The sequence below is a fragment of the Sphingobium sp. B2D3C genome (genome assembly GCF_025961835.1).
In the GTDB taxonomy this organism is placed as follows: Bacteria; Pseudomonadota; Alphaproteobacteria; order Sphingomonadales; family Sphingomonadaceae; genus Sphingobium.
This window is the reverse complement of sequence record NZ_JAOQOK010000001.1, coordinates 2,180,213-2,200,532: the sequence shown is the minus strand read 5'-3', so window position 1 is coordinate 2,200,532 and position 20,320 is coordinate 2,180,213. Positions and strand designations below refer to the sequence as shown.

The 20,320-nt window shown below is 62.3% G+C and carries 27 protein-coding genes; 11 read left to right on the top strand and 16 right to left on the bottom strand.

The window, feature by feature from the left end:
* Positions 1 to 260 precede the first annotated feature (260 nt).
* The gene (gene recF / locus M2339_RS10270; RefSeq protein ID WP_264569599.1) at positions 261 to 1,328 is read right to left on the bottom strand and encodes a DNA replication/repair protein RecF; all 1,068 of its coding nucleotides are present in this window, start codon (positions 1,326 to 1,328) and stop codon (positions 261 to 263) included.
* Positions 1,329 to 1,415: 87 nt separating this feature from the next.
* Here recF and M2339_RS10265 point away from each other — a divergent pair, with 87 nt between their 5' ends.
* The 3 genes from M2339_RS10265 (at position 1,416) to M2339_RS10255 (ending at position 3,570) form a co-directional block, all read left to right on the top strand.
* Entirely contained in the window at positions 1,416 to 1,979 is a 564-nt protein-coding gene (locus M2339_RS10265) for a peroxiredoxin (RefSeq protein ID WP_264586688.1), read from the top strand.
* Between the two features lie 116 nt (positions 1,980 to 2,095).
* Complete coding sequence (locus tag M2339_RS10260; RefSeq protein ID WP_264569601.1) at positions 2,096 to 2,560, top strand: thermonuclease family protein; 465 nt, start codon at positions 2,096 to 2,098, stop codon at positions 2,558 to 2,560.
* Positions 2,561 to 2,703: 143 nt separating this feature from the next.
* Positions 2,704 to 3,570, top strand: coding sequence for an SDR family NAD(P)-dependent oxidoreductase (locus M2339_RS10255; protein ID WP_264595009.1), 867 nt, complete (start codon positions 2,704 to 2,706; stop codon positions 3,568 to 3,570).
* Between the two features lie 60 nt (positions 3,571 to 3,630).
* Here the strand turns inward: M2339_RS10255 and M2339_RS10250 are convergent, their stop codons facing one another.
* The gene (locus M2339_RS10250; protein ID WP_264586690.1) at positions 3,631 to 4,293 is read right to left on the bottom strand and encodes a hypothetical protein; all 663 of its coding nucleotides are present in this window, start codon (positions 4,291 to 4,293) and stop codon (positions 3,631 to 3,633) included.
* Positions 4,294 to 4,478: 185 nt separating this feature from the next.
* Positions 4,479 to 4,646, bottom strand: coding sequence for a hypothetical protein (locus M2339_RS10245; RefSeq protein WP_181558878.1), 168 nt, complete (start codon positions 4,644 to 4,646; stop codon positions 4,479 to 4,481).
* A 209-nt stretch (positions 4,647 to 4,855) separates the two neighbouring features.
* Between M2339_RS10245 and M2339_RS10240 the strand changes: the two genes are divergently transcribed.
* Positions 4,856 to 4,990, top strand: a complete 135-nt coding sequence (locus M2339_RS10240; protein ID WP_264586691.1) for an entericidin A/B family lipoprotein — start codon at positions 4,856 to 4,858, stop codon at positions 4,988 to 4,990.
* Positions 4,991 to 5,092: 102 nt separating this feature from the next.
* Here the strand turns inward: M2339_RS10240 and M2339_RS10235 are convergent, their stop codons facing one another.
* The 7 genes from M2339_RS10235 to M2339_RS10205 form a co-directional block, all read right to left on the bottom strand.
* Positions 5,093 to 5,647, bottom strand: coding sequence for a glycine zipper 2TM domain-containing protein (locus tag M2339_RS10235; protein WP_264586692.1), 555 nt, complete (start codon positions 5,645 to 5,647; stop codon positions 5,093 to 5,095).
* 196 nt (positions 5,648 to 5,843) lie between these two features.
* Complete coding sequence (locus tag M2339_RS10230; protein WP_264586693.1) at positions 5,844 to 6,224, bottom strand: hypothetical protein; 381 nt, start codon at positions 6,222 to 6,224, stop codon at positions 5,844 to 5,846.
* Position 6,225: 1 nt separating this feature from the next.
* Positions 6,226 to 6,744, bottom strand: coding sequence for a hypothetical protein (locus M2339_RS10225; protein WP_264586694.1), 519 nt, complete (start codon positions 6,742 to 6,744; stop codon positions 6,226 to 6,228).
* Between the two features lie 18 nt (positions 6,745 to 6,762).
* The gene (locus tag M2339_RS10220) at positions 6,763 to 7,815 is read right to left on the bottom strand and encodes a ribonucleotide-diphosphate reductase subunit beta (protein WP_181558882.1); all 1,053 of its coding nucleotides are present in this window, start codon (positions 7,813 to 7,815) and stop codon (positions 6,763 to 6,765) included.
* Positions 7,816 to 7,979: 164 nt separating this feature from the next.
* Positions 7,980 to 8,168 carry a hypothetical protein gene (locus M2339_RS10215; RefSeq protein ID WP_181558883.1) on the bottom strand — a complete coding sequence of 63 codons (189 nt, stop codon included), beginning with the start codon at positions 8,166 to 8,168 and terminating at the stop codon, positions 7,980 to 7,982.
* A complete protein-coding gene (locus tag M2339_RS10210) occupies positions 8,165 to 8,572 on the bottom strand; it encodes a PepSY domain-containing protein (RefSeq protein ID WP_264586695.1) in 408 nt (135 codons plus the stop codon). The genes M2339_RS10215 and M2339_RS10210 overlap by 4 nt, the downstream gene beginning before the upstream one ends.
* A gap of 57 nt (positions 8,573 to 8,629) precedes the next feature.
* Positions 8,630 to 8,956 (bottom strand): hypothetical protein, encoded by a 327-nt coding sequence (locus M2339_RS10205; protein WP_264588322.1) that lies wholly within the window; start codon positions 8,954 to 8,956, stop codon positions 8,630 to 8,632.
* 247 nt (positions 8,957 to 9,203) lie between these two features.
* Here M2339_RS10205 and M2339_RS10200 point away from each other — a divergent pair, with 247 nt between their 5' ends.
* On the top strand, positions 9,204 to 9,602 hold the full coding sequence (locus M2339_RS10200; protein ID WP_264569609.1) for a DUF2171 domain-containing protein: 399 nt from the start codon (positions 9,204 to 9,206) through the stop codon (positions 9,600 to 9,602).
* A gap of 343 nt (positions 9,603 to 9,945) precedes the next feature.
* On the opposite strand, the gene M2339_RS10195 is transcribed toward M2339_RS10200, so the two are convergent.
* Complete coding sequence (locus M2339_RS10195) at positions 9,946 to 10,917, bottom strand: alpha/beta fold hydrolase (RefSeq protein WP_264586696.1); 972 nt, start codon at positions 10,915 to 10,917, stop codon at positions 9,946 to 9,948.
* Between the two features lie 86 nt (positions 10,918 to 11,003).
* Positions 11,004 to 11,204: a hypothetical protein gene (locus M2339_RS10190; protein ID WP_264606328.1), complete on the bottom strand. Its 201-nt coding sequence runs from the start codon at positions 11,202 to 11,204 to the stop codon at positions 11,004 to 11,006.
* A 238-nt stretch (positions 11,205 to 11,442) separates the two neighbouring features.
* Here M2339_RS10190 and M2339_RS10185 point away from each other — a divergent pair, with 238 nt between their 5' ends.
* Together M2339_RS10185 and M2339_RS10180 are read left to right on the top strand one after the other, a co-directional pair.
* Positions 11,443 to 11,955 (top strand): Panacea domain-containing protein, encoded by a 513-nt coding sequence (locus M2339_RS10185; RefSeq protein WP_264576410.1) that lies wholly within the window; start codon positions 11,443 to 11,445, stop codon positions 11,953 to 11,955.
* A gap of 31 nt (positions 11,956 to 11,986) precedes the next feature.
* Complete coding sequence (locus M2339_RS10180) at positions 11,987 to 12,715, top strand: hypothetical protein (protein ID WP_264576409.1); 729 nt, start codon at positions 11,987 to 11,989, stop codon at positions 12,713 to 12,715.
* Between the two features lie 102 nt (positions 12,716 to 12,817).
* Here the strand turns inward: M2339_RS10180 and M2339_RS10175 are convergent, their stop codons facing one another.
* From M2339_RS10175 to uvrA, 3 genes are all read right to left on the bottom strand, one after another.
* On the bottom strand, positions 12,818 to 13,072 hold the full coding sequence (locus M2339_RS10175; protein ID WP_264576408.1) for a BrnA antitoxin family protein: 255 nt from the start codon (positions 13,070 to 13,072) through the stop codon (positions 12,818 to 12,820).
* Positions 13,026 to 13,304, bottom strand: coding sequence for a BrnT family toxin (locus M2339_RS10170; protein WP_264586699.1), 279 nt, complete (start codon positions 13,302 to 13,304; stop codon positions 13,026 to 13,028). Before M2339_RS10170 ends, M2339_RS10175 begins: the two co-directional genes overlap by 47 nt.
* A 109-nt stretch (positions 13,305 to 13,413) precedes the next feature.
* Positions 13,414 to 16,446 (bottom strand): excinuclease ABC subunit UvrA, encoded by a 3,033-nt coding sequence (gene uvrA / locus M2339_RS10165; RefSeq protein WP_264586700.1) that lies wholly within the window; start codon positions 16,444 to 16,446, stop codon positions 13,414 to 13,416.
* Positions 16,447 to 16,646: 200 nt separating this feature from the next.
* Here uvrA and M2339_RS10160 point away from each other — a divergent pair, with 200 nt between their 5' ends.
* Positions 16,647 to 17,009 (top strand): hypothetical protein, encoded by a 363-nt coding sequence (locus M2339_RS10160; protein WP_264586701.1) that lies wholly within the window; start codon positions 16,647 to 16,649, stop codon positions 17,007 to 17,009.
* A gap of 35 nt (positions 17,010 to 17,044) precedes the next feature.
* On the opposite strand, the gene M2339_RS10155 is transcribed toward M2339_RS10160, so the two are convergent.
* Entirely contained in the window at positions 17,045 to 17,812 is a 768-nt protein-coding gene (locus M2339_RS10155) for a Crp/Fnr family transcriptional regulator (RefSeq protein ID WP_264606327.1), read from the bottom strand.
* Between the two features lie 162 nt (positions 17,813 to 17,974).
* Between M2339_RS10155 and M2339_RS10150 the strand changes: the two genes are divergently transcribed.
* The 3 genes from M2339_RS10150 to M2339_RS10140 all read left to right on the top strand — a co-directional run bounded on the left by M2339_RS10150 (position 17,975) and on the right by M2339_RS10140 (position 20,319).
* The gene (locus M2339_RS10150; protein WP_264569615.1) at positions 17,975 to 18,349 is read left to right on the top strand and encodes a hypothetical protein; all 375 of its coding nucleotides are present in this window, start codon (positions 17,975 to 17,977) and stop codon (positions 18,347 to 18,349) included.
* A gap of 121 nt (positions 18,350 to 18,470) precedes the next feature.
* Positions 18,471 to 19,388 carry a TauD/TfdA dioxygenase family protein gene (locus tag M2339_RS10145; protein ID WP_181558891.1) on the top strand — a complete coding sequence of 306 codons (918 nt, stop codon included), beginning with the start codon at positions 18,471 to 18,473 and terminating at the stop codon, positions 19,386 to 19,388.
* A 379-nt stretch (positions 19,389 to 19,767) separates the two neighbouring features.
* Positions 19,768 to 20,319 (top strand): hypothetical protein, encoded by a 552-nt coding sequence (locus M2339_RS10140; protein WP_181558892.1) that lies wholly within the window; start codon positions 19,768 to 19,770, stop codon positions 20,317 to 20,319.
* The last annotated feature ends 1 nt before the right edge of the window (position 20,320 follow it).

The following is a 20,320-nucleotide window of genomic DNA, read 5'->3' as shown; positions in this document are numbered from 1 at the left end:
CGAGGACAGAGTTCGCGAGGGCGTTGTCCACTATCGACTTGGTCAGAGCGCACGACCATCGGCTCATGTGGGGGGAAGCCGACTTCGCCACCCTCCACCGTATCGAAGCATCTCAGTCATGGACTGCACCTTCGATACGCCGCTTCGACAGGCTCAGCAGCTACTCAGGACGAACGGAGGGCGGTCAGCAATGATGCCGTGTCTGAAAAGTCCGCTTGCGGGAAAAGGCGTAATAGCCGCGCTTCGCCCACGCCGCTTGATCACCCCGGAATGACCTGCCCCGCCTCCACCCGCAAATAGGTCGCCTGTTCCAGCCCGTTGAACAGATCGGCCTCCGTCCCGGTCATCCACACCTGCCCGCCGCTGGCGCGCAACCGCTCGAACAGGGCATGGCGGCGCGTCGGATCGAGATGGGCGGCCACCTCGTCCAGCAGGATGATGAGCGGTCGCCCGCTCTGTGTACCGACCAATTGGGCGTGGGCCAGCATGATGCTGAGCAGCAGCGCCTTTTGCTCCCCTGTCGAGCACAGCGCCGCATCCTGCTGCTTGGCTTCATGCGTGACCAGCAGATCGGCGCGATGCGGGCCGACAAGTGTCCGCCCCGCTGCCCGGTCTCCCGTCCGCGCCGAGCGCAGCCGAGCGGCAAGGGCGCCCTCCTCGAATGGCTCGCCGGTCAGCCTCAAGGTCGGCCGGGCGAAGAGATGCTGCGCGCTGCGGGCGATCTCTTCTTCCAGTTCGGCGATCAGCGCCCGCCGCGCGGCATCGATCACGGCGCCATGCTCCGCCATGCGGGCTTCCAGCGCGGCGAGCCAGTCCGGGTCGGCCGGCCCGTCTTCTCCCAGCAGGGCATTGCGCGCGCGCATCGCGGCCTCGTAGCGTGCGCTGTGATGGGCGTGCGATGGCGCCTGGGCCAGCACCAGCCGGTCCAGGAACCGGCGGCGTCCACCGGGGCTGTCCAGAAACAGGCGGTCCATCGCCGGCGTCAGCCAGCTCAGCGCCACGCGGGTCGAGAGCGCATTGGCCGGTGAGGCGCGCCCGTCGATCCGCACTTGCCGCTTGTCCGGCGCATCAGGGTCGGTGCCGGTCCCCAAGGCGGCATCGCCCAATCGCGCGGCGACCGCGAAGCCGCCCGGCCCGCTCTGCCGCGCCATGTCGCGCAGGGCCGCGCCGCGCAGGCCGCGCCCCGGCGCCAGCAGCGAAATCGCCTCGAGGATGTTGGTCTTCCCCGCGCCATTCTCGCCGGTCAGGACGATCATCGGCGCGGCGGGCACAATCAGGGCGTCGGCATGATTGCGGAAATTGGTGAGGGCAAGGCGGTCGATCGCCATGGCTGCTCGTAACCGGTGAGGGCTGGCACGCCAAGGGCTTCTATGGCAGATTGTGCGGATCGTGAGTCAGCAGACGGGAATGGGCATATGTTCGGCAAAGCATCGAAGGCAGTCATGGTTGCGATGCTGGGCGGCGCCCTGCTCGGCAGCGGCGCGCAGGCGGCGCTGCCGGTCGGCGCCAAGGCGCCGGATTTCGAGACGCGCGGTGCGCTCGCCGGCAAGGTGTTCAGCGTCAAGCTTTCTGATGCGCTGAAGAAAGGCCCGGTCGTGCTCTACTTCTTCCCCGCAGCCTTCACCAAGGGCTGCACGGCGGAAACCAAGGAGTTTGCCGATCAGGCGGATGCGTTCAAGAAGGCCGGCGCCACGGTGATCGGCATGTCCGCCGACCCGGTCGACGTTCTGCAGCGTTTCTCCACAGAGGCGTGCGGGAGCAAGTTCGCGGTGGCCTCGGCCGGGCCGCGTCTCATCACCAATTACGACGTGGCGCTCAAGGCGGACAATCCCGCCTTTGCGGGCAAGACGGACCGCACCTCCTATGTTATCAGCCCGGCGGGCCGGATCGTCTATGTGCATAGCGCACTCGACTATCGCGACCATGTGAAGAACACGCTGGCCGCCGTGCAGTCCATGGCCAGCGATCACAAGCACTGATCATCCGCACCAGACCTGCCCGACGGCGCAGGGGTTTCCAGGGATTAGCCGGCAGGCCGGGCCGACGATGGCTTGCGCGGCTTGGTTCGCTGGCTCTTCTGGCGTTTCTGCTGATCGTGCTGGCCCTGCTCCGTGCGCCGCCCGAATGGATCGAGGCCGCCGATGGCACGCGCGTGCATGTGATGGATGGCGATAGCCTGCGGATCGGCCCGCGGATCGTGCGCATCGCGGACATTGACGCGGTCGAACTGAACCAGCGTTGCCAGGATGCGGCCGGCCAGCCCTGGGACTGTGGCACGCAGGCGCGCGACGCGCTGCTGGCGCTGGTGCGCGGCGGTGGGCTCAGCTGCGAGTCCCGGACGACGGACCAATATGGCCGCGCCGTGGCGACCTGCGCCACCACCCGGATCGCGGACATCGGCGTGATCATGGTGGCGCGTGGCTGGGCGATCAGCAACCTCGGGCGCGGCCCCGGCACCTATCGGCAGGAAGAGGAGGCTGCCCGTTCCGCCCGGCGCGGCATCTGGCGTGGCACGTTCGAGACGCCCTCGGTCTGGCGCGCCGCGCATCCGCGATCCTGACCGGCCAGCGACCCCGCAGGCGACGGCCACTGTTGACTCTGTCCGGATTTGCTGGATGAGATTGGAGGAGCGGCCGGGCGCAGCATCGGCCGATGGATCAGTTTGAGCAAGCCGGCGAGGCGCCGGGTTTGGAGAGGAAAGCCATGGAGATTGCGGGCACGACGGCGTTCATCACGGGCGGAGCGAGCGGGATCGGCTTCGGCATTGCCCAGCAGCTGCTCGCCAATGGCGCCAGGCTGGTGCTGGCCGATATCCGCCAGGACCATCTCGATGAAGCCAAGGCATTTTTCGAGGAACGCCAGCAGGGCCGCAATGTCCACACCATGCGGCTCGACGTGTCCGACCGCGACCAGATGCGCGAGGCCGCCAAGGAATGCGAGGCCGTGATGGGCGGACCGGAAATCCTGATCAACAATGCCGGCATCGATCCGTCCGGCCCGTTCGATCAGGCCACCTATGCCGATTGGGACTATGGCATCGGCGTCAATCTCATGGGGCCGATCAACGGCATCATGGAATTTACGCCCGGCATGCGCCGGCGGGGCAAGGGTGGCCACATCGTCAACACCGCGTCGCTGGCCGGGCTGACGCCGATGCCGAGCTTCATGGCCATTTATGCGGTGGCGAAGGCGGGGGTCATCACCCTGTCTGAATCGATCCGCGACAGCATGGCGCAGGACAATATCGGCGTGACCGTGCTGATGCCCGGCCCGATCAAGAGCCGCATCCATGAATCCGGCCAGAACCGGCCGGAGCGTTTCCGCTCGGGCAGCGGCCTCGCGCAGACGGAGGATCAGCTCGCCAAGCGCGTCGTGTCCGACACCTGGATGGAACCGACGGAAGTGGGCGACATGATCGTCGACGCGATCCGCAACAATACGCTGTACGTGGCGACGCACGGTAATTGGAAAGACAATGTGGAAGAGCGCTTCAAGGCCCTGATGGCCGCGATGCCGGAGGCCAAGCCGTTCGATTTCGGCGCGACCCTGGCCGTACCGGACGAAGACTGAGGATAGATCGGACCCGGAGCGCGCCTGCCTCTTACGCAGGCCGCGCGTCCGGGGCGCCGCTTAGCGCTGCGTGGTCGTCTGGCTGGTCGTCGCCTGGACGGTCTGCACCAGACCCGGCGTGCTGTTCGCGGCGGCAGCGCGCGCGAGCGATCCGTCCGGATCGGGCAGGCTGGCGGCCTTGTTCAGCTCCCACAGCAGGAACGTCGCCTTCTCGCTGAACGCAATGGGGGTCTGGTTCGCGACTTCGGCGAGCTGCGCCTTGGCCTTGGCGCAGAACTTGTCGCGCGTCGATGTGTTGGAATAGCGATTGTAGAGCTTGGTCATATGGTCGTCATGGGCATCCTGCCACTTGCGACCGCCCTTGGCCTTGAACAGATCGACCTGCATCTGCGCGGCTTCCGAGAGCAGGCCCTTATGCACCGAGAGCATCCGGTTGTAGTCGGAGACCATCGCGGCATTGTCCGGCCCCTGGCAGAGCAGCACGGCGACGTTGAGGCCCGAGCGCAGGTGCCACATGTCCTGCCCCTTGTTCTCACCGATCAGAATCGGCGGCGGCGGCGGCACTTCGATCAGCGGAACATTCTGGGGAATGGGAACGGGAATGTTCTGCAGCGGCGCTTCGGCAACCTGCTTGGCGGTGCATCCGGCCAAGGCCAGCAGCGGCAGAGCGGACAGTGCGACTGCGGCCTTGATCCGCCGGCCCCCGATCATGCTCAGTGCCATAACATTCTTCCTCCCGAGGGGGCGCCATGGGTGGCGGCCCTGTTCCCATCAAGAGGCGCTTATCCTCCTCTGATTCCACCAAGGCAAGACCCTTATGGACTCGATTCGTCGCACCGGTGGGAACCCGCGACTCGCCGAGATTCAGAGCTTTGCGGCGATGCGGTTCATCGCCGTTGAAAGTGGAATCAATGTCGGGTGCCGGGGTGGGTGCGGGCTGCCTGTGCGCCGACCATATGCTGCAACACGATCACGCGCTGCCGCTCACGGTGCCAGTCGCGCGAGGGGTTGGCCTGAATTTGCGCAAGCAGGCTCTGCAGCTCCTGACGGCGATGCTCGATGGTGACCGGATCCATGCGGAAATCTCCTTCGATTGTACCGCTAGGAATACGTGCGCGCTCGCGACCGGTTCCCGCTCTGAAGCGCCTTCCGGCAGCAATGCATCGCACATGTGCGCCTTTTCATCCGGGCCGGGATCACCAGCAGGCGGATTGCGCCGGATCGCATTTTTTCGGATAGTCGAGGGCGTTGGAAAACATCCGATAATCGGAAAGGGATCGAGGACATGAAAACAAGAAGGTCGGCGCTGCTTTTCGCGGTCGTGAGCGCATCCCTGCTCCTGTCTGCTTGCGCGACGGTGAAGGGCCTTGGCCGGGACATCGAGTCCGTGGGGCAGGCAGGTCAGGACGCGATCAACTGATGCTTGGCAACTGATCCCTGGCAACTGACCCTTGGCTGACAAAAGCCCGGCCCGCTGAGGTCAGCGCGCCGGGCTAATGCTGCAGATCTGTGTCGGCCGGGCTTAGCGGCAGACGACATCGCCCCGATCGATCGACCGTCCGATCATCGCCCCGGCACCCGCGCCCAGCACGGCCCCCAGGATCGAGGAACGGCCGCGATCGAGCTGATCGCCAAGCAAGCCGCCCAGCGCCGCACCGACGATCAGGCCGGTGGTGCCGTCCGACCGGCGGCAATAATAGCGATCGTCATAGCCCCGATACACGCGGGTATCGCGGTAGACGCGCACCGGCGCATAGCCGCCGCGATAGTATCGGTCCGCATAATAGCCGCGATAGCGCGGGTCCGGCCGGTTATAGTCATAGGCATAGACGACACGCGGGGCAGGGCGCACGACAGGGCGGCGATCGATCACCACAACCCGGTCACGGCCCCGGCGGTCGTCCCGGTCCCAACGGCGATTGTCATGACGGTAATCGCGCCGGTCGTCGCGATCGCGCTGCCAATGCCGGTCATGCCCGCGACCCGGGTCGGCAAAAGCGGGGGTGGCGGCCAGACCGCCCATGGTCACCGCACCAAGCGCCAGCGCCGCGATGCTGTTCTTCAGAGCCTTGTACATCTGTCTCACTCCGATCCTTATTCTGTCTCTCCCGGCAGCGGGAGATCGGATCGGACTGTATCGCGAGTCGCCTGAACGGGTGGCGACGGGCGGTTCATTTGAGGGAAAGGGTCTTTGAGGTGAGATGCATTGTGCAAATCGACGGCTGTACCGCCGGTTGAACAATCCTAAGTGGCTAGGGCGTTAATCTTTTCTCTTAAAAATCCTGATCATTATTCAAATTTCTAAGGATATTCTCGATTGCCTCATCCGACTTTTTTGACTTGCGATGAGCCAAATGATGAATACGCTTCATTAGAAGCCAATAGTTATCATATCCATCGACTCCGGTTTCTTCGCCAGACAACTCGTTATCGTTGAATGAGTCTACGATTTGATTTGACGCGTTTAGAATATAAATTATTTCAACTGGCGTTCCGTCCGATTCTTCTCCCGTATCAATTTCGACTCTATAGTTTCCAATATTTACTGATAGCCTATTGGTCCAAGGACTATTTTTCCAATCCAAAGACTTAGATATACTCTTATTGTATAAGAGATTAACTAAATTTCTATAGCGATCAACTTCGTCGGACATTTTAAGCGCTCTCACTCAAAAATTTTCTCAGCGAAATCAGAATGGTGTAATTATTCCGAATTGCTGCATTTAGTTTTTGAGAATCGGGAAATGCTGCTTGATTCGAAATAGCTTTCTCAATTCGACCACACATATTAACGATCTGCGCCGCCATTTTCTTAAGTTCATCGACCTTGTCGAAATCCGATGCCTCTAAAAAAACTACGATCCGAACCACCGCTCTCTGAGCGTCGTCATAACTGTCGACGACATCTTTCCAAGCTGTGTTGCGAAGATGCTTTCGTGCTTGATTTAGTGCATACTCCGCTTCTGCAATATCGCGAGCTGCATCATGTCTGTCGATGCGAAACCGGAAGTCCTTTACTGCTTGAGTGGCTGCGGCGGCAGCTGAGCTAGCTTTCTTAGCTTGCAGGTATGTAATTAAAAGTCCCACAAGCGTAAGCGCTGTTCCTACAACAGATGTCGCTAATCCGATTCCGCCGACTACTGACGAGTTGGCAGGGTCAGTCAGCCAATTCATCGTCTGTAGTCCTTCAATTTACTCCGCCGCCACGCCTGCCCGCGAGAACATGTCCTCGCCGCTGTCGCTTTCGGCCTCGCCGTCATTGGCGCGCATTTTCTTGCGGCGGTCGAAGCTGTCCCACACTTCGTTCCAGTTGCCGCGCGTGGCGCCCTTGGAATATTCGGTGGCGCGCGTTTCGAAGAAGTTGGCGTGCTCCACGCCGTTGAGCAGCGGGGTGAGCCAGGGGAGCGGGTGCTCCTCGATCATGTAGATCGGCTGGAAGCCGAGCTGGCCCAGCCGCCAGTCGGCGATGTAGCGGATGTAGCGCTTGATCTCCTTGGCGGTCATGCCGGGCACCGGGCCTTGCTCGAAGGCGAGGTCGATGAAGGCATCCTCCAGCCGCACGGTCTTCTGGCAGCAGTCGATAATGTCTTCCTTCACCGCCTTGGTCAGGCAGTCGCGCTCCTTCACGAACTCGTGGAACAGGCGCACGATGCCCTCGCAGTGCAGGCTCTCGTCGCGCACCGACCAGGTGACGATCTGGCCCATGCCCTTCATCTTGTTGAAGCGCGGGAAGTTCATCAGCATCGCGAAGCTGGCGAAGAGCTGCATGCCCTCGGTAAAGCCGCCGAACATGGCGAGGGTGCGGGCAATGTCCTCATCGCTGTCCACGCCGAACTGCTGCATGTAATCATGCTTGGCGCGCATCTCGTCATATTCGAGGAACATCGAATATTCGCTCTCGGGCATGCCGATGGTGTCGAGCAGGTGCGAGTAGGCCGCGATGTGGATCGTCTCCATGTTGCTGAACGCGGTCAGCATCATCTTGATCTCGGTCGGCTTGAACACGCGGCCATATTTGTCGTGGTAGCAATCCTGCACTTCCACGTCCGCCTGGGTGAAGAAGCGGAAGATCTGCGTCAGCAGGTTGCGCTCATGGTCGGAGAGCTTCTGCGCCCAGTCGCGGCAATCCTCGCCCAGAGGCACTTCCTCGGGCATCCAGTGGACCTGCTGCTGGCGCTTCCAATAGTCATAGGCCCAGGGATATTCGAAGGGCTTGTAGACCTTGGAGGCTTGGAGAAGCGACATTTTTCCGGGCTCCGCAATTGGGATGGCTGTAGCGCACAAATAACTAGATGAAGGGGGATGCTAGTCCAATCCACCACAATGTCTAGCGGTGTTGTGGCGTTCATCCACAGTAAATTTTGTGTCCCCGGCCTTGACTTTCGCCAGCGCCGCAGGCCGCCGTCGGTTCAGCCGGCCATGCGCTCCAGCCCCCAGGCGAACAGGGCGAGGATGAGCGCGAAGGAGAGCGCCATGGTGCCGGCGATGCGCTTGCCATAGACACCCTGCGGGGTCCGCGCCTTGCGCGCGAGGATGAGCGCACCGCAGAGCGCCGCAGTGCCCGAGACGCCGGCCATGATGAGCGCCGGGAGGGTCATTTCCAGAAGATGTCGCGCCGTCCCCGGCTGAGGCGGTTGCGGAACATCTGCACATACATCCACATGCCGGAAATCGCGAAGAAGACGAGCGCGAAGCCGGAGAGCAGGGAGATGATCACGCCGACGGGACCGAAAAACTCGCCCGAATGGAGATGATGAAACAGGCCGACCAACTTGCGGGCGGGGTTCGGCGCGGCTTGCTGGGCGGCGGGCGCACCCGCAGACGGGCCAGCCTTCTGTACCGCGGCCGGCGTCTGCGCGGCCGGCGGGGCACCGCGCTCCTCGGTCTCGAACACGCTCCCCCGCGCGACCATCGCGGCGAAATGGCTGCCGAGGCCGGTCAGGGCGATGAACAACATGAACAGGCCGATGAAGACGGTGGTCCAGCGATGCCATTTACGCATGGGTGCATCCTTTCTTGCGGAAGGCAGGTGCAGCAGCGGAAGGATGGGCGCTCGTCATCACCGGCCGCGCCACCGATCGACATAGACGGTCACCGTCTTGGTCTTGCGCGCGCCCACGCCGAAGACGACGATGCCGAGGAAATAGCCGAAATCATACCATCCGCCATTATTGGGCACGGCATAGACGGCGACATCGTCCGCGATCAGCGAGAGCGCCCAGGCGAAGGGAAAGATGAAGCCGTGCCACAGGCCGAGCAGGAAGCCGGGCGTATCCGGCGCGCTGCTCACCGCCGCGGCGCTCTGCCGGGCGCATCCGCCAAGGATCAGCAGCAGGCCCGCCGGCAAGGCGAGCGCGGCGCCGGTGCCGGCGGAGGGGCGGGGCATGGGGTGCTTGGTCATCGCGTCGGTCATCCGCTGCTGTGTGACCGCTCAGGCGGCCGGACGCATTGACCCGTATCAAAAGCGGCGCGCGCCGTCTCGCGCCGGATTGCGCTCGGCGCCGGCTGTGAACGGCCCAGTCGTGGCTGCGATGCGCTGGATGGGGCGGGGTTTTCGGAACGCTCCGCCGCCTCGGCCGTTCTCTCTTCAATACCATCTAGTTCATTGTATCTGCAGAGAAAAGGAGTGAGCCATGTTCGAGAAGTGGCGCATCAAGGAGCATATGGAAGTCGCGGACGCGAGCGGCCGCCATGTCGGCACCGTCGACAAGGTGGACGGCGATCTGCTGGTCCTCACCCGCACGGATTCGGCGGACAGCCGCCATCACCAGATCAACCTCGATTATGTCGACAGCATCCATGACGATCGCGTCACGCTCAAGCCCGATACGCCGATGCCCGAGGGCCTGACGATTGGCGGCGGCTATGCCGATGGCACGCGCCCCGGCGTCCAGTCCGGCGGCGTGAAGACGGACAGCTATGCCGGCAGCGCGGCGACCACCAGCACGACCGGCACCAACGAGAATTCGCAGATCTTCGGCACCAGCGGCCTTGGCACCGGCATGGGCGGCTCCGGCACGCCCTCGACCTGAGGCACATTCGCCCGAACAAGTCCGGTGGCCGGGTCCCTCCCGCCCGGCCACCAACATATGGCTGCGACGAAAGAGCGCCTGCACGCGTCCGTCCGATGCAGCGGGACGGCCCAACGTGCGTCAGGCGCGATTGATCGCGCAGCCCTTGTTCCCTGGCCTGTCGACCCTATCTGATAGGGAGCAGGTTCAGTGAATGCTGCACCCAAAGGGGTAGAAAGTCGCTTCGGCGGTGATCTCCCACACACAGCCGAGCGGCTGAAAAGGGTCCGGTCTCCCATCCCCCCACCCCCCGGGAGGCCGGACTTCTTTTCCGCTCACATCTTCCGAAAAATTGGTCCCGAGATCAGTCGCGCAGGAAGGCCTGCAGCGCCGTGAGCGTCCCCTGCGGGTCACTTTCCTGCAGATTGTGCGTGGCATTGGGCAGCGCATGGCCTCGCACGTCCGTCGCCTCGGCCTGCCACACGCCCAATATGTCATCGAACAGGCGCGGATAGAGCCCCTTGCCGGCCCAGATGGCGAGCAGCGGGCAGGTGATCTTCTTGCCTGCGGCCAGATCGGCATGGTCCAGATCCAGATCGACCGAGGCCGAGGCACGATAATCCTCGCACATCGCATGGAGCATGGCCGGGTCGAGCCGGTGGCGATCATATTCCCGTTCGATCTCGCTGGACGCCTCGCCCGCTCGCGCCTGGTAGCGCGCCAGCGTCTCCTCCTCCGGAATGGGCGCGGGGCGCAGGAAGCTGAACCAGTGATAATAGCCGCGCACGAAGCCGAGCGTGACATGGCTGTAGAGATAATGCTCCGGCAAGATGTCCAGCACGGCGAGCTTGCGGACCTTCTCGGGATGATCCAGCGCCATCCGCCGCCCGACCCGCGCGCCGCGATCATGCCCGACGAGCAGAAAGCGCTCATGGCCCAGCTGCGCCATCACCTCCACGCCATCCTGCGCCATCGCCCGCTTGGAATAAGCCGAATGATCCGCGCCGCCCTCCGGCTTGCTGCTATCCCCATAACCGCGCAGATCGGCCAGCACGACGGTATAATCCCGCGCCAGTGCCGGGGCGACCAGATGCCAGGTGACAAGCGATTCCGGCGCGCCATGGAGCATGAGCAACGGCGGCCCCGATCCGCCCGTGACAACATTGATCTCCGCGCCACTGGTCTTGATCCGCAGGTTGCGAAAGCCGGGGTAGAGCTTCTGCCAGAGCGGCGGGGCAGGGGACTGCGCCTGCGCGGCGGCGGGCGCGATATTGGGGGCGAGGCTTGCGGCGCCGACGGCGGCGGTTTGCTTGATGAAGTCGCGTCGGCTGTTCATGGGGCGGGCCTCTCCGGTTTTGCTGCGAACTATGCGCGCTCTCAGAGTGAGGGGCCGGCGGGAGGCGGTCAAGCGTGTCGGCGGCCTTACCAGTTGCCCCCAACGTCCCTGATGGCCTTGAGCAATGCCTTCTTGCTGTCCGTGCGGCGGGCGCCGCTGTTGCGGGGGATGTCGGCGTCCGTAATGCCGAGTTCCGCGCGGCGGCGGGCAATGCGCGCGCCGAGTTCTTCGAGCGGGATCGGCTCAGTCTTGGAGATCTTCGACGCCATAATCACCTGCCGTTTCATAGCGGATGCGCTTTTTCATATACGGCAGATCAAGCCCTTCTGAAAGGCGATAGAGCGCGCGGGCCTGTGAATTTAGCGGGGTTTGTCGTTCCAAGATAGGGAACGGGCTATTCTTGCATTCGCCGTTTGTTCGCTATATGTTCTTGCGATAGACTCCTTCCGAAGGTGCCTGCAATTCTATAGACGCATTGACCACTACCGGATTGAGCGCATCCTTTAGAAAAAACGGCGGATTTGTTTGTCTAAGAACGTCCATGTTGATGCCAAAGAGTTGGCCAATCTTCTCTTAGATTGGGCAGATGAAATGAATGTGCCGGTTACTCCAATGAAGCTTCAAAAACTTCTTTACTATTGCCATTCTGATTTTCTTCTCCTGACGGGAGGTGAGTTGCTCTCAGAAGAATTCGAAGCTTGGCAATATGGTCCGGTATTGGGTGAGGTATTTCAAGAGTTTAAGATTTTTTCTTCTCATCCTATCACTAAACGTGCCTCACGCTTTGACCCAATTTCCGCCACGAGGGTACAGTCAAAGGCTGCTGACCTCGGGCCAAACCGTGACGTTGTTAAGGCAATATTTCACTCGTATGCTCACCTTTCGGCGTCTGCCTTGTCGAGAATGTCCCACATCGAAAGCGGGCCGTGGCAGGAAGCTCTTAATCTGTTCGAGCGCGGCCGTAATATGGGTAAGCGAATAGGCAACGATTTGATCCGCTCCCATCATCGCCTAGAGAGAATTTCGATCGCACATTGACTTTGTGATCACGTTCTGTTCCATTTTGAGAATGGTTAATCAGATTCGATCCAATGCGCCCCTCGCTCTTTCTGTCGCTTCAATGACAGTACCCGGCAACGTGCTTGCAACGGTTTCAAATATAATGGAATTCGATGGCGCGAGCATCGGGTTCACGCATCATAAGACGTGGGAAGCACTCCCTGTTGCACTCAGAGGGGTTATCAGGCCCGAGTCTTCAAACATTGTCTTCCCCGGGACTCATCCACGGGTGGAAGCTTGCGTGATGGCTTTATTTCGGCTGGGACAGCAGAACCCAGTCGAAACGCGTCGATTTGTTGATTTTCCTGATGCAAAGTTAAAAACAGTCAATGATATTGAATGGGGCCCCAACATATTCATCAAGGTAAAGGGTGTCTGCTGGTACGTGCGGGATGGGAATGCAGTGATTCCACTGTTGCAACCCAGAAAGAAGCCTCTACCGGAAAGTGGAATGGCATTTTATGCCAGTCTTGGTCGCCAAGCTTTCTGTAAAGGTGATTGGCGAGAGGCAGTGATAGATTTGATCGATCTATCAGGTGACGATGATGAAGTCGTAGCGCAACCAATCTATCAATCCGATCTCTCAAAGCTTGATGATCGAATGATTGCGCAATACGTGACTACATTTATGGCAGCCAAGGAACGTGCAGACGCCTTGCGTGCTAGTAAGACTAAAAATCCACCTAAGTCAAAGCAAAGAGGGCTTTTCGATCCTCCTGAGCCTAATAGTCCAGAGTAGTTAAGCGGTGATTGGGCTCTCAGTCCTTCTTACGAGAAACCTGAAACCAGATCCCGCCGGCATGGCAGGGCGTATCGTTCACAACTTATGCGAAGGTTCACTTTACAACCCTGCAGCCTTCCGCAGTGCCTCATTGATCCGCGACTGCCAGCCCGGCCCATCGGCGCGGAAGCGGTCGATGACGGCTTCGTCGAGGCGCAGGGAGACGAGGCGTTTGGTTGAGCCGGCGGGGCGGCCGCGACGGATGAGTTTTTCGCCGATGCGGATTTCGGCGCGGTCCCACTGATCCTGCGTCCATTCGGGCGCGTCGTCAGGGTCTACCCAATTGCTCTGCGAACCTGTTTTGCTCTCGCTCATTGCACTTCCTCATCGATATCACGTGCCGGCCCTCGCCGCGCTGCGTCCAGACCAGCATCACCAGGCGATCATCAAGCAGCCCGTAGGTCTGAAAGCGATCCTCGCCATAGTCCTGGCGCAGATCGGGCAGCGTGAACGTCGGTCCAGCGAAGACTTGGCCGGCATCAGCAAAGTCGAGGCCGCGTTCGGCGAGCGTTTTATCGCGCTTTGCCGGATCGAAGCTGATCTTCACGGATTTATGTAGCTACAGAAAATGCATTGGTCAAGATCCACTGCGCTACATCCCCCATGGGTTGCCCTCAAGCTCATACGCCGCGCGGCGGCCCCGATATGCGAGGGGGTTACTCCGCCGCCTCGCTCACCGCATTCTTCCCCAGCAACGGCGCCAGATACCGCCCCGTATAGCTCCGCTTCTCCTTCACCACCTGCTCGGGCGTGCCGGTCGCGACGATTTCGCCGCCCTTCACGCCGCCTTCCGGCCCCAGGTCGATGATCCAGTCGGCGGTCTTGATGACATCGAGATTATGCTCGATCACCACGACGCTGTTGCCCTGCTCGACCAGCGCGTGGAGCACTTCGAGCAGTTTGCGCACATCCTCGAAATGCAGCCCGGTGGTGGGCTCATCGAGAATGTAGAGCGTGTTGCCGGTGGCGCGGCGGCTCAGCTCCTTGGCAAGCTTCACGCGCTGGGCCTCGCCGCCTGAAAGCGTCGTCGCCTGCTGGCCGACCTTCACATAGCCCAGGCCCACTTCCGCGAGCATGGCCATGCGGTCGCGGATCGGCGGCACGGCCTTGAAGAACTCGACGGCGTCTTCCACCGTCATGTCCAGCACGTCGGCGATGCTGTGGCCCTTGAACTTCACCTCCAGCGTCTCGCGATTGTAGCGCTTGCCGTGGCATTCCTCGCAGGTGACGTAGACGTCCGGCAGGAAGTGCATCTCGATCTTGATGACGCCATCGCCCTGGCAGGCCTCGCAGCGGCCGCCCTTCACGTTGAAGGAGAAGCGGCCGGGCTTGTAGCCGCGCGCCTGGCTTTCCGGCAGGCCGGCGAACCAGTCGCGGATGTTAGTGAAGGCGCCGGTATAGGTCGCCGGGTTTGAGCGCGGGGTGCGGCCGATGGGCGACTGATCGATGTCGATCACCTTGTCGAGATGCTCCAGCCCCTCGATCTTGTCATGCGCGCCGGCGATGACGCGGGCGCCATTCAGCGCGCGGGCGCTGGCGGCATAGAGCGTATCGATGGTGAAGCTCGACTTGCCCGAGCCGGAGACGCCGGTGATGCAGGTGAAGGTGCCGAGCGGGATGGACGCGCTGACGCCCTTGAGATTGTTCGCGCGGGCATTCTTGACGGTCAGCTTCTTGCCGCTGCCCTTGCGGCGCTTGGCGGCGACGGGGATTTCGCGCGTGCCGTTGAGATAATCGGCGGTGAGCGAGCCCTGCGTCGCCAGCACATCGGCCAGGGTGCCCTGCGCGACGATCTCGCCGCCATGCACGCCGGCGCCCGGCCCCATGTCCACGATATGGTCGGCGGCGCGGATCGCGTCCTCATCATGCTCCACGACGATGACGGTGTTGCCGAGATCGCGCAGGCGCTTGAGCGTCACGAGCAGCATATCGTTGTCGCGCTGGTGGAGGCCGATGCTCGGCTCATCCAGCACATAGAGCACGCCGGAGAGGCCCGAGCCGATCTGGCTGGCGAGGCGGATGCGCTGGCTCTCGCCGCCCGACAGGGTGCCGCTGGTGCGGTCCAGATTGAGATAATCGAGGCCGACATTGTTGAGGAAGCCGAGGCGCTCGATGATCTCTTTGAGGATGGCCTTGGCGATCTGGTTCTGCTGGTCCGTCAGCTGCTGGGGCAGGGCAGTGAACCAGGCCAGCGCATCGACCACGCTCATGCGAGTGGGGGTGGCGATGTCCTGCATCGCGACCTTCACGGCCAGCGCCTCGGGCTTGAGGCGCGCGCCGCCGCAGGTCTCGCAGGGCTGCGCGGTCTGGAACTTGCCCAGCTCCTCGCGCATCCAGGCGCTGTCCGTCTGCAGCATCCGGCGGTTGAGATTGCCGATCACGCCCTCGAACGGCTTGGAGACGCTGTAGCTCTTGCGCCCATCCTGGAAGGTGAGGGTGACCGGCTTGCCGCCCGTGCCGTGCAGGATGATGAGGCGCACCTCGCCCGGCAGCTCGCTCCACGGCGTCTCCAGGCTGAAGCCGAAGGCCTTTGCGAGGGAGGCGAGCACCTGCATGTAATAAGGGCTCGGCGGATTGGACTTGGCCCAGGGCACGATCGCGCCCTTTTTGAGGGTCAGCGCCTCATTGGGGACGACGAGCTGCTCGTCGAACTCCAGCTTCTCGCCCAGGCCATCGCAGGCCGGGCAGGCGCCCTGCGGCGCGTTGAACGAGAACAGGCGCGGCTCGATCTCCTGAATGGTGAAGCCGCTGACCGGGCATGCGAATTTTTCGCTGAAGATGATGCGGTTGGCCGGGATGCCGGCGTTTTTCATACCTTTTTTCAGCCCCTCCCCTTCAGGGGAGGGGTTGGGGTGGGGCTGCTGCGTCGCGCCCGTGACTTCCGATGACGGCATTGAGCCGCCATCTCCAGCACCCACCCCTTGCCCCTCCCTTGAAAGGGAGGGGTTAAGGAGAGACGCCACCGTCCCCTCAGCCAAATCCACATAAGCCAGCCCCTCGGCCAGCTTGAGCGCCGTCTCGAAGCTCTCAGCGAGCCGCTGCGCCATATCCTCGCGGACCACCACGCGGTCCACCACCACCTCGATGTCGTGCTTGTACTTCTTGTCGAGCGCGGGGGCTTCCTCGATGGGGTAGAATTCGCCATCGATGCGCACGCGGGTGAAGCCGGCCCGCTGCCATTCGGCCAGTTCCTTGCGATACTCGCCCTTGCGGCCCCGCACGACCGGGGCGAGCAGATAGACCCGCGTCCCCTCCGGCAGCGCCAGTACGCGGTCGACCATCTGGCTGACCGTCTGCGCGCTGATCGGTAGGCCGGTGGCGGGGGAGTAAGGCACGCCCACGCGCGCCCAAAGGAGCCGCATATAGTCGTAGATCTCGGTCACGGTCGCGACCGTGGAGCGCGGGTTGCGGCTCGTGGTCTTCTGCTCGATCGAGATGGCCGGCGAGAGGCCGTCGATATGCTCGACATCCGGCTTCTGCATCATCTCCAGGAACTGGCGCGCATAAGCGGAGAGGGACTCCACATAGCGCCGCTGCCCCTCGGCATAGATGGTGTCGAAGGCGAGGCTCGACTTGCCGCTGCCCGAGAGGCCCGTGATGACGACCAGCGCATCGCGCGGCAGATCCACGTCAATGCCCTTGAGATTGTGCTCGCGCGCGCCGCGCACCGAAATATGGGTAAGGCTCATGGGCGGTGTTCTATCTCTGTTCCTGAAGGGAATCCAGCGGCAAGGTTCAGCCAGAGGCACAGATAGGATCGCCCGAGGCCAGATGCGAGATGGCCCGACGGACATTCGCGCGATTGCGCGTGCATCGAGTCTTGATCTTAATCATTGTACCAGCAGGCCGTGGCGTGGAATGCCCGGCCTGACAGACGACGGAGAACGACATGACCCTGGCACGTTACGCACGACTGGCGACCCTTGCAGGCACCATGATGGTCTCAGCCACCGTCGCGCTGGCGCAGGACACGCCGCAGGAGCAGGAAGAGCGGCGTGTGCTCCATGCCGAGCAGGCAAAGCTGGCTGCGCAGCAGATGAGCGATTTCGAAGCGCAGAAGAAAGCCATTGCCGACGAGCAGGCCGCGCGGGAACAGACCTATCGCGACGCGCTGGCGGCGCGGGATGCAGAAATCGCCGCCGAACAGGCGCAGGCCGCCGAGGCGCGGGCGAAGTGGGAAGCGGATGTCGCGGCCTGTCTGGCCGGCGACAAGACCAAATGCGCGCCACTTCCGCCGAAGACCAGAAAGTAGGAGGCCATCTCCTGCGCGACAGCTCCTGGCAAACGTTAGGGGCTGACGTTGTGGACCAGATGCTCAAGCTCGGCGGGGTCTGGATAGACGCCCGCCAGCACGTGATCGAAATGGGTGCGCACCATGTCGTTGCATGAACAGGCGCGCTGACGCAGCCGATCCGCATCCAGCACGACGAGCGAGCCGCGCCGGGTCTGGACGAGCCCGTCGGTCTTGAAACTCTTGATCAGGCGGCTGGCATAGCTGCGCGCAATGCCGAGAAGGGACCCGAATTCCTCCTGCGTCATCATCACTTGATTGTTGCCAGTGCGATCGACAGCGGCCGTCAGCCATTTGGCCGCCCGCATCTCCAGGCTGTGGACCGCGTTACACGCGACCGACTGGAAAATCTGGGCGAGCAGACAGTCCGCATAGCGGCTGAGCAGATCGCGAATGGCGGGAGAACTCGCTTTCAGCGTCTCCAGCGTCGCAGAATCGAACCGGGCGAAATAGCCGCCATGCATCACGCATGACCGGGAGTAAGCCGCCAGCCGCCCACTGCTGACGATGCCGCCCACAGCGCCCTCACGGCCGACCATCGCGATCTCGACCGACGAACCGTCGTCCATCAGCACGTGGAAAGTCGCGACCCCATCGCCAAGGGGGAAATAAGCGGCCACCACGGTATCGCCGGGGTCGTAAAGGGTCGTGCCCGTGGGGAGGCGCACGACGCGCGCCACTTTGGCCATCAGCGCCAGATCGGCAGGGTTCAGCGCTGCCACCAGATTGTTATGATCGATGCCGGGCGAGACAATGTCGTGCATGCGATGCATAACGATCAGCCCCCGCCGCAGTTCCCATCTATGTTCAAAAGTGAACAGACATCCATCAACTCACCGCGCATAGAGGCACCGCAGAGCCGCGTTCATGATAGTAAACGGGCCGCAAAGGGTCAGTAGCAGGGGCAGGCCGGCGCCTCTCGTTGAATGTTCGAGGAACCGGGGATGCTGAATGTTCTTTTGCTTGAAGATGAAATGCTTATCGCGCTCGACCTTGAGTTGACGTTGCGCGAATTGGGGGCGGATGAAGTCTATCCCGTCGCCACAGTGAGCCAGGCGATTACAGCTCTGGAAAGCGGCAATATCACCGGCGCGATTGTCGATTATAATCTGGGCGGCGAAACCTCGGAGCCGGTTTTGATGGAACTGGAGGCGCGCAAAATCCCGTTCGTGGTGATGAGCGGCTATCCGGACAGCAGCTATCTGGGCGATGGCACCAGGGATTGGCCAATGCTTCCCAAGCCGGCGGGGCTGAGCGCCCTGCGCGAGGTTCTCGCCAGCATGAAAGCCTCGAAAAGCTAGGCGGAACGCGCTATCGCCGTGACGCGAGGCTGGCGAAGCAGGGCGCATTCCGAGCGTGGCGAATACTTGACCATGCTAATGATTGTGCTACTATCGGCCTCCTCAGGAGCAGGATAGACTGATGACGATCACGGCCACACCCATCACCCCCCGTTTCGGCGCCGAAATTTCCGGCGTGGACATCAGCAAGCCGCTGGATGCGGATACGATCGCCGAGCTGATCGCTCAGCAGGATCGCTGGGGCGTGACCGTCTACCGGAACACCGGGCTGGACGATGAGGGGCAGATCGCCTTCGCACGCAATTTCGGCCATCTGGAGAGCCTGCCGCCCCGCGAGGGCCGGCCGCGCATCTTCCTGTTCAACGCCGGCAATCTGAATGCGCAGGGCGAGATCAATTGGGATCCGGGCGCCACGACCTATCGCAAGGGCGACCAGATCTGGCACACGGACAGCAGCTTCATGGATCTGCGCACGTCCTATTCCATGCTCCGCGCCGTGGAAGTGCCGCCGTCGGGCGGGCCGACCTGGTTTGCCGATGCACGCTCGGCTTATGACGACCTGCCGCAGGACGTGAAGGACAAGATCGAAAATCTGGAATGCGAGCACAGCCTCTGGTGGTCGCGCAAGCAGGGCGGCGCCGAAATCAGCCGCGAGGATATCGAGGCGCGTCACCGGCCAGTCCACAAGCTGGTGCATGTTCACAAGGGTTCGGGTCGCAAGATGATCTACGCCGGCGCGCATTGCTATCGCGTCGTCGGCTGGGGCTGGGAAGAGAGCCGCGAGCTGATCGATTATCTCAACAATTTCGCGACGCAGGACCAATATGCGATCAGCGTCGACTATGCCGTCGGCGACATGGTGATCTGGGACAATCTCGCCGTGTTCCATAAGGGCGGCCAGTTCGACTGGAACGAGCGTCGCGACATGCGCCGCGCCACCGTGCGGGAAGCGCCGGCACCGGAGGTCGAGGACGATCCGTTCGGCGAGCTGTTCCGGACTGCGCCCCCGATTTCGCCGAAGGGCGCCGCAGCGGCCTGATCTCCATTTGCGGGCCTTCCCGCAGCCGTGGGCATTCGTTGCACGCGTCGGTCTGCTTGCCTTGTGGCGCCAAGCGGCTACTATCGGGGGAACGAGGGCAAAGAAACACAGGCCGGTGGCTGGCGGGGGCCGCGACCGGACTCTAGCTTCTTCGTTTCATGTTGCGATGCAACATCATTTGTTCCGCCGATGCTTCGCGAAATAGATACAGAATTACAACGGATTTCCGAATTTTTCGGCAAACTGAATGCCGCTGCGGAAAAATCCTGTTGCGTCGCACAAGATAATCTGATTCCATGTGAACGTTGCACAACGGAGGCTTAAGCTGCCGGTAACCAGGCAGGGCATAGTCTCCGAAACGTAAATGATGGAGGCAGCATTGGGTCAGCATTCCAAGCCGACTGACGGGGCCGTAACCCTCGCGGAACTGCGCGAGTTCGCCTCCTTCCCGGCTGCAACGCAGCGTTACATCCGCCGCTCTCTCGATGTCGCCTTCCATCGCGGCGCGCCCATGGAAACCTGGGGGCGCGACGTTGTCGAGGCCGCGAGCATCAAGGCACAGAGCCGCCTCTATGGCCGGCTGGACGAGATCAAGGCGCGGGTGCCCGATGATAGCGGGCTGGATCAGGTCGAGCCGTTCATGGCACCGCTGGTCACCGTCTCCGCTTTCGACCTTGGCCAAAACCGGCTGAACAGTTTCTCGGCCTATCGCTTCCTCTACGAGCGTCTCATCGGCGCAGGGTCACGCCCCTGGCTGCCCGGCGCCTTCTGCGCCGCCGCCAGCCTGCCGCACCTCCACCCCGAACGTCGGCGGGCCCTGCTCCAGTCGATCAGCGAAGCCGCCGCCACGGCTGCGGGCTGGTCGAGCCGCGAGCCGAGCTTCTACCCGGAATGGGTGGAAAAGGTGGATGTGAGCAAGGAGCCGCATTGAG

Excerpts from the sequence above, each read along its gene's own strand:
- M2339_RS10150 (WP_264569615.1), top strand. The coding sequence starts at position 17,975 with ATGTTCGAGGAACCGGGGATGCTGAATGTTCTTTTGCTTGAAGATGAA.
- M2339_RS10240 (WP_264586691.1), top strand. The coding sequence starts at position 4,856 with ATGAAAACAAGAAGGTCGGCGCTGCTTTTCGCGGTCGTGAGCGCATCC.
- M2339_RS10255 (WP_264595009.1), top strand. The coding sequence starts at position 2,704 with ATGGAGATTGCGGGCACGACGGCGTTCATCACGGGCGGAGCGAGCGGG.
- M2339_RS10210 (WP_264586695.1), bottom strand. The coding sequence starts at position 8,572 with ATGCGTAAATGGCATCGCTGGACCACCGTCTTCATCGGCCTGTTCATG.
- M2339_RS10220 (WP_181558882.1), bottom strand. The coding sequence starts at position 7,815 with ATGTCGCTTCTCCAAGCCTCCAAGGTCTACAAGCCCTTCGAATATCCC.
- M2339_RS10175 (WP_264576408.1), bottom strand. The coding sequence starts at position 13,072 with ATGAGCGAGAGCAAAACAGGTTCGCAGAGCAATTGGGTAGACCCTGAC.
- recF (WP_264569599.1), bottom strand. The coding sequence starts at position 1,328 with ATGGCGATCGACCGCCTTGCCCTCACCAATTTCCGCAATCATGCCGAC.
- M2339_RS10190 (WP_264606328.1), bottom strand. The coding sequence starts at position 11,204 with ATGAAACGGCAGGTGATTATGGCGTCGAAGATCTCCAAGACTGAGCCG.
- M2339_RS10180 (WP_264576409.1), top strand. The coding sequence starts at position 11,987 with ATGGTTAATCAGATTCGATCCAATGCGCCCCTCGCTCTTTCTGTCGCT.
- M2339_RS10200 (WP_264569609.1), top strand. The coding sequence starts at position 9,204 with ATGTTCGAGAAGTGGCGCATCAAGGAGCATATGGAAGTCGCGGACGCG.
- M2339_RS10205 (WP_264588322.1), bottom strand. The coding sequence starts at position 8,956 with ATGCCCCGCCCCTCCGCCGGCACCGGCGCCGCGCTCGCCTTGCCGGCG.
- M2339_RS10215 (WP_181558883.1), bottom strand. The coding sequence starts at position 8,168 with ATGACCCTCCCGGCGCTCATCATGGCCGGCGTCTCGGGCACTGCGGCG.
- M2339_RS10225 (WP_264586694.1), bottom strand. The coding sequence starts at position 6,744 with ATGAATTGGCTGACTGACCCTGCCAACTCGTCAGTAGTCGGCGGAATC.
- M2339_RS10245 (WP_181558878.1), bottom strand. The coding sequence starts at position 4,646 with ATGGATCCGGTCACCATCGAGCATCGCCGTCAGGAGCTGCAGAGCCTG.
- M2339_RS10195 (WP_264586696.1), bottom strand. The coding sequence starts at position 10,917 with ATGAACAGCCGACGCGACTTCATCAAGCAAACCGCCGCCGTCGGCGCC.
- M2339_RS10230 (WP_264586693.1), bottom strand. The coding sequence starts at position 6,224 with ATGTCCGACGAAGTTGATCGCTATAGAAATTTAGTTAATCTCTTATAC.
- M2339_RS10250 (WP_264586690.1), bottom strand. The coding sequence starts at position 4,293 with ATGGCACTGAGCATGATCGGGGGCCGGCGGATCAAGGCCGCAGTCGCA.
- M2339_RS10265 (WP_264586688.1), top strand. The coding sequence starts at position 1,416 with ATGTTCGGCAAAGCATCGAAGGCAGTCATGGTTGCGATGCTGGGCGGC.
- M2339_RS10160 (WP_264586701.1), top strand. The coding sequence starts at position 16,647 with ATGACCCTGGCACGTTACGCACGACTGGCGACCCTTGCAGGCACCATG.
- uvrA (WP_264586700.1), bottom strand. The coding sequence starts at position 16,446 with ATGAGCCTTACCCATATTTCGGTGCGCGGCGCGCGCGAGCACAATCTC.
- M2339_RS10145 (WP_181558891.1), top strand. The coding sequence starts at position 18,471 with ATGACGATCACGGCCACACCCATCACCCCCCGTTTCGGCGCCGAAATT.
- M2339_RS10235 (WP_264586692.1), bottom strand. The coding sequence starts at position 5,647 with ATGTACAAGGCTCTGAAGAACAGCATCGCGGCGCTGGCGCTTGGTGCG.
- M2339_RS10155 (WP_264606327.1), bottom strand. The coding sequence starts at position 17,812 with ATGCACGACATTGTCTCGCCCGGCATCGATCATAACAATCTGGTGGCA.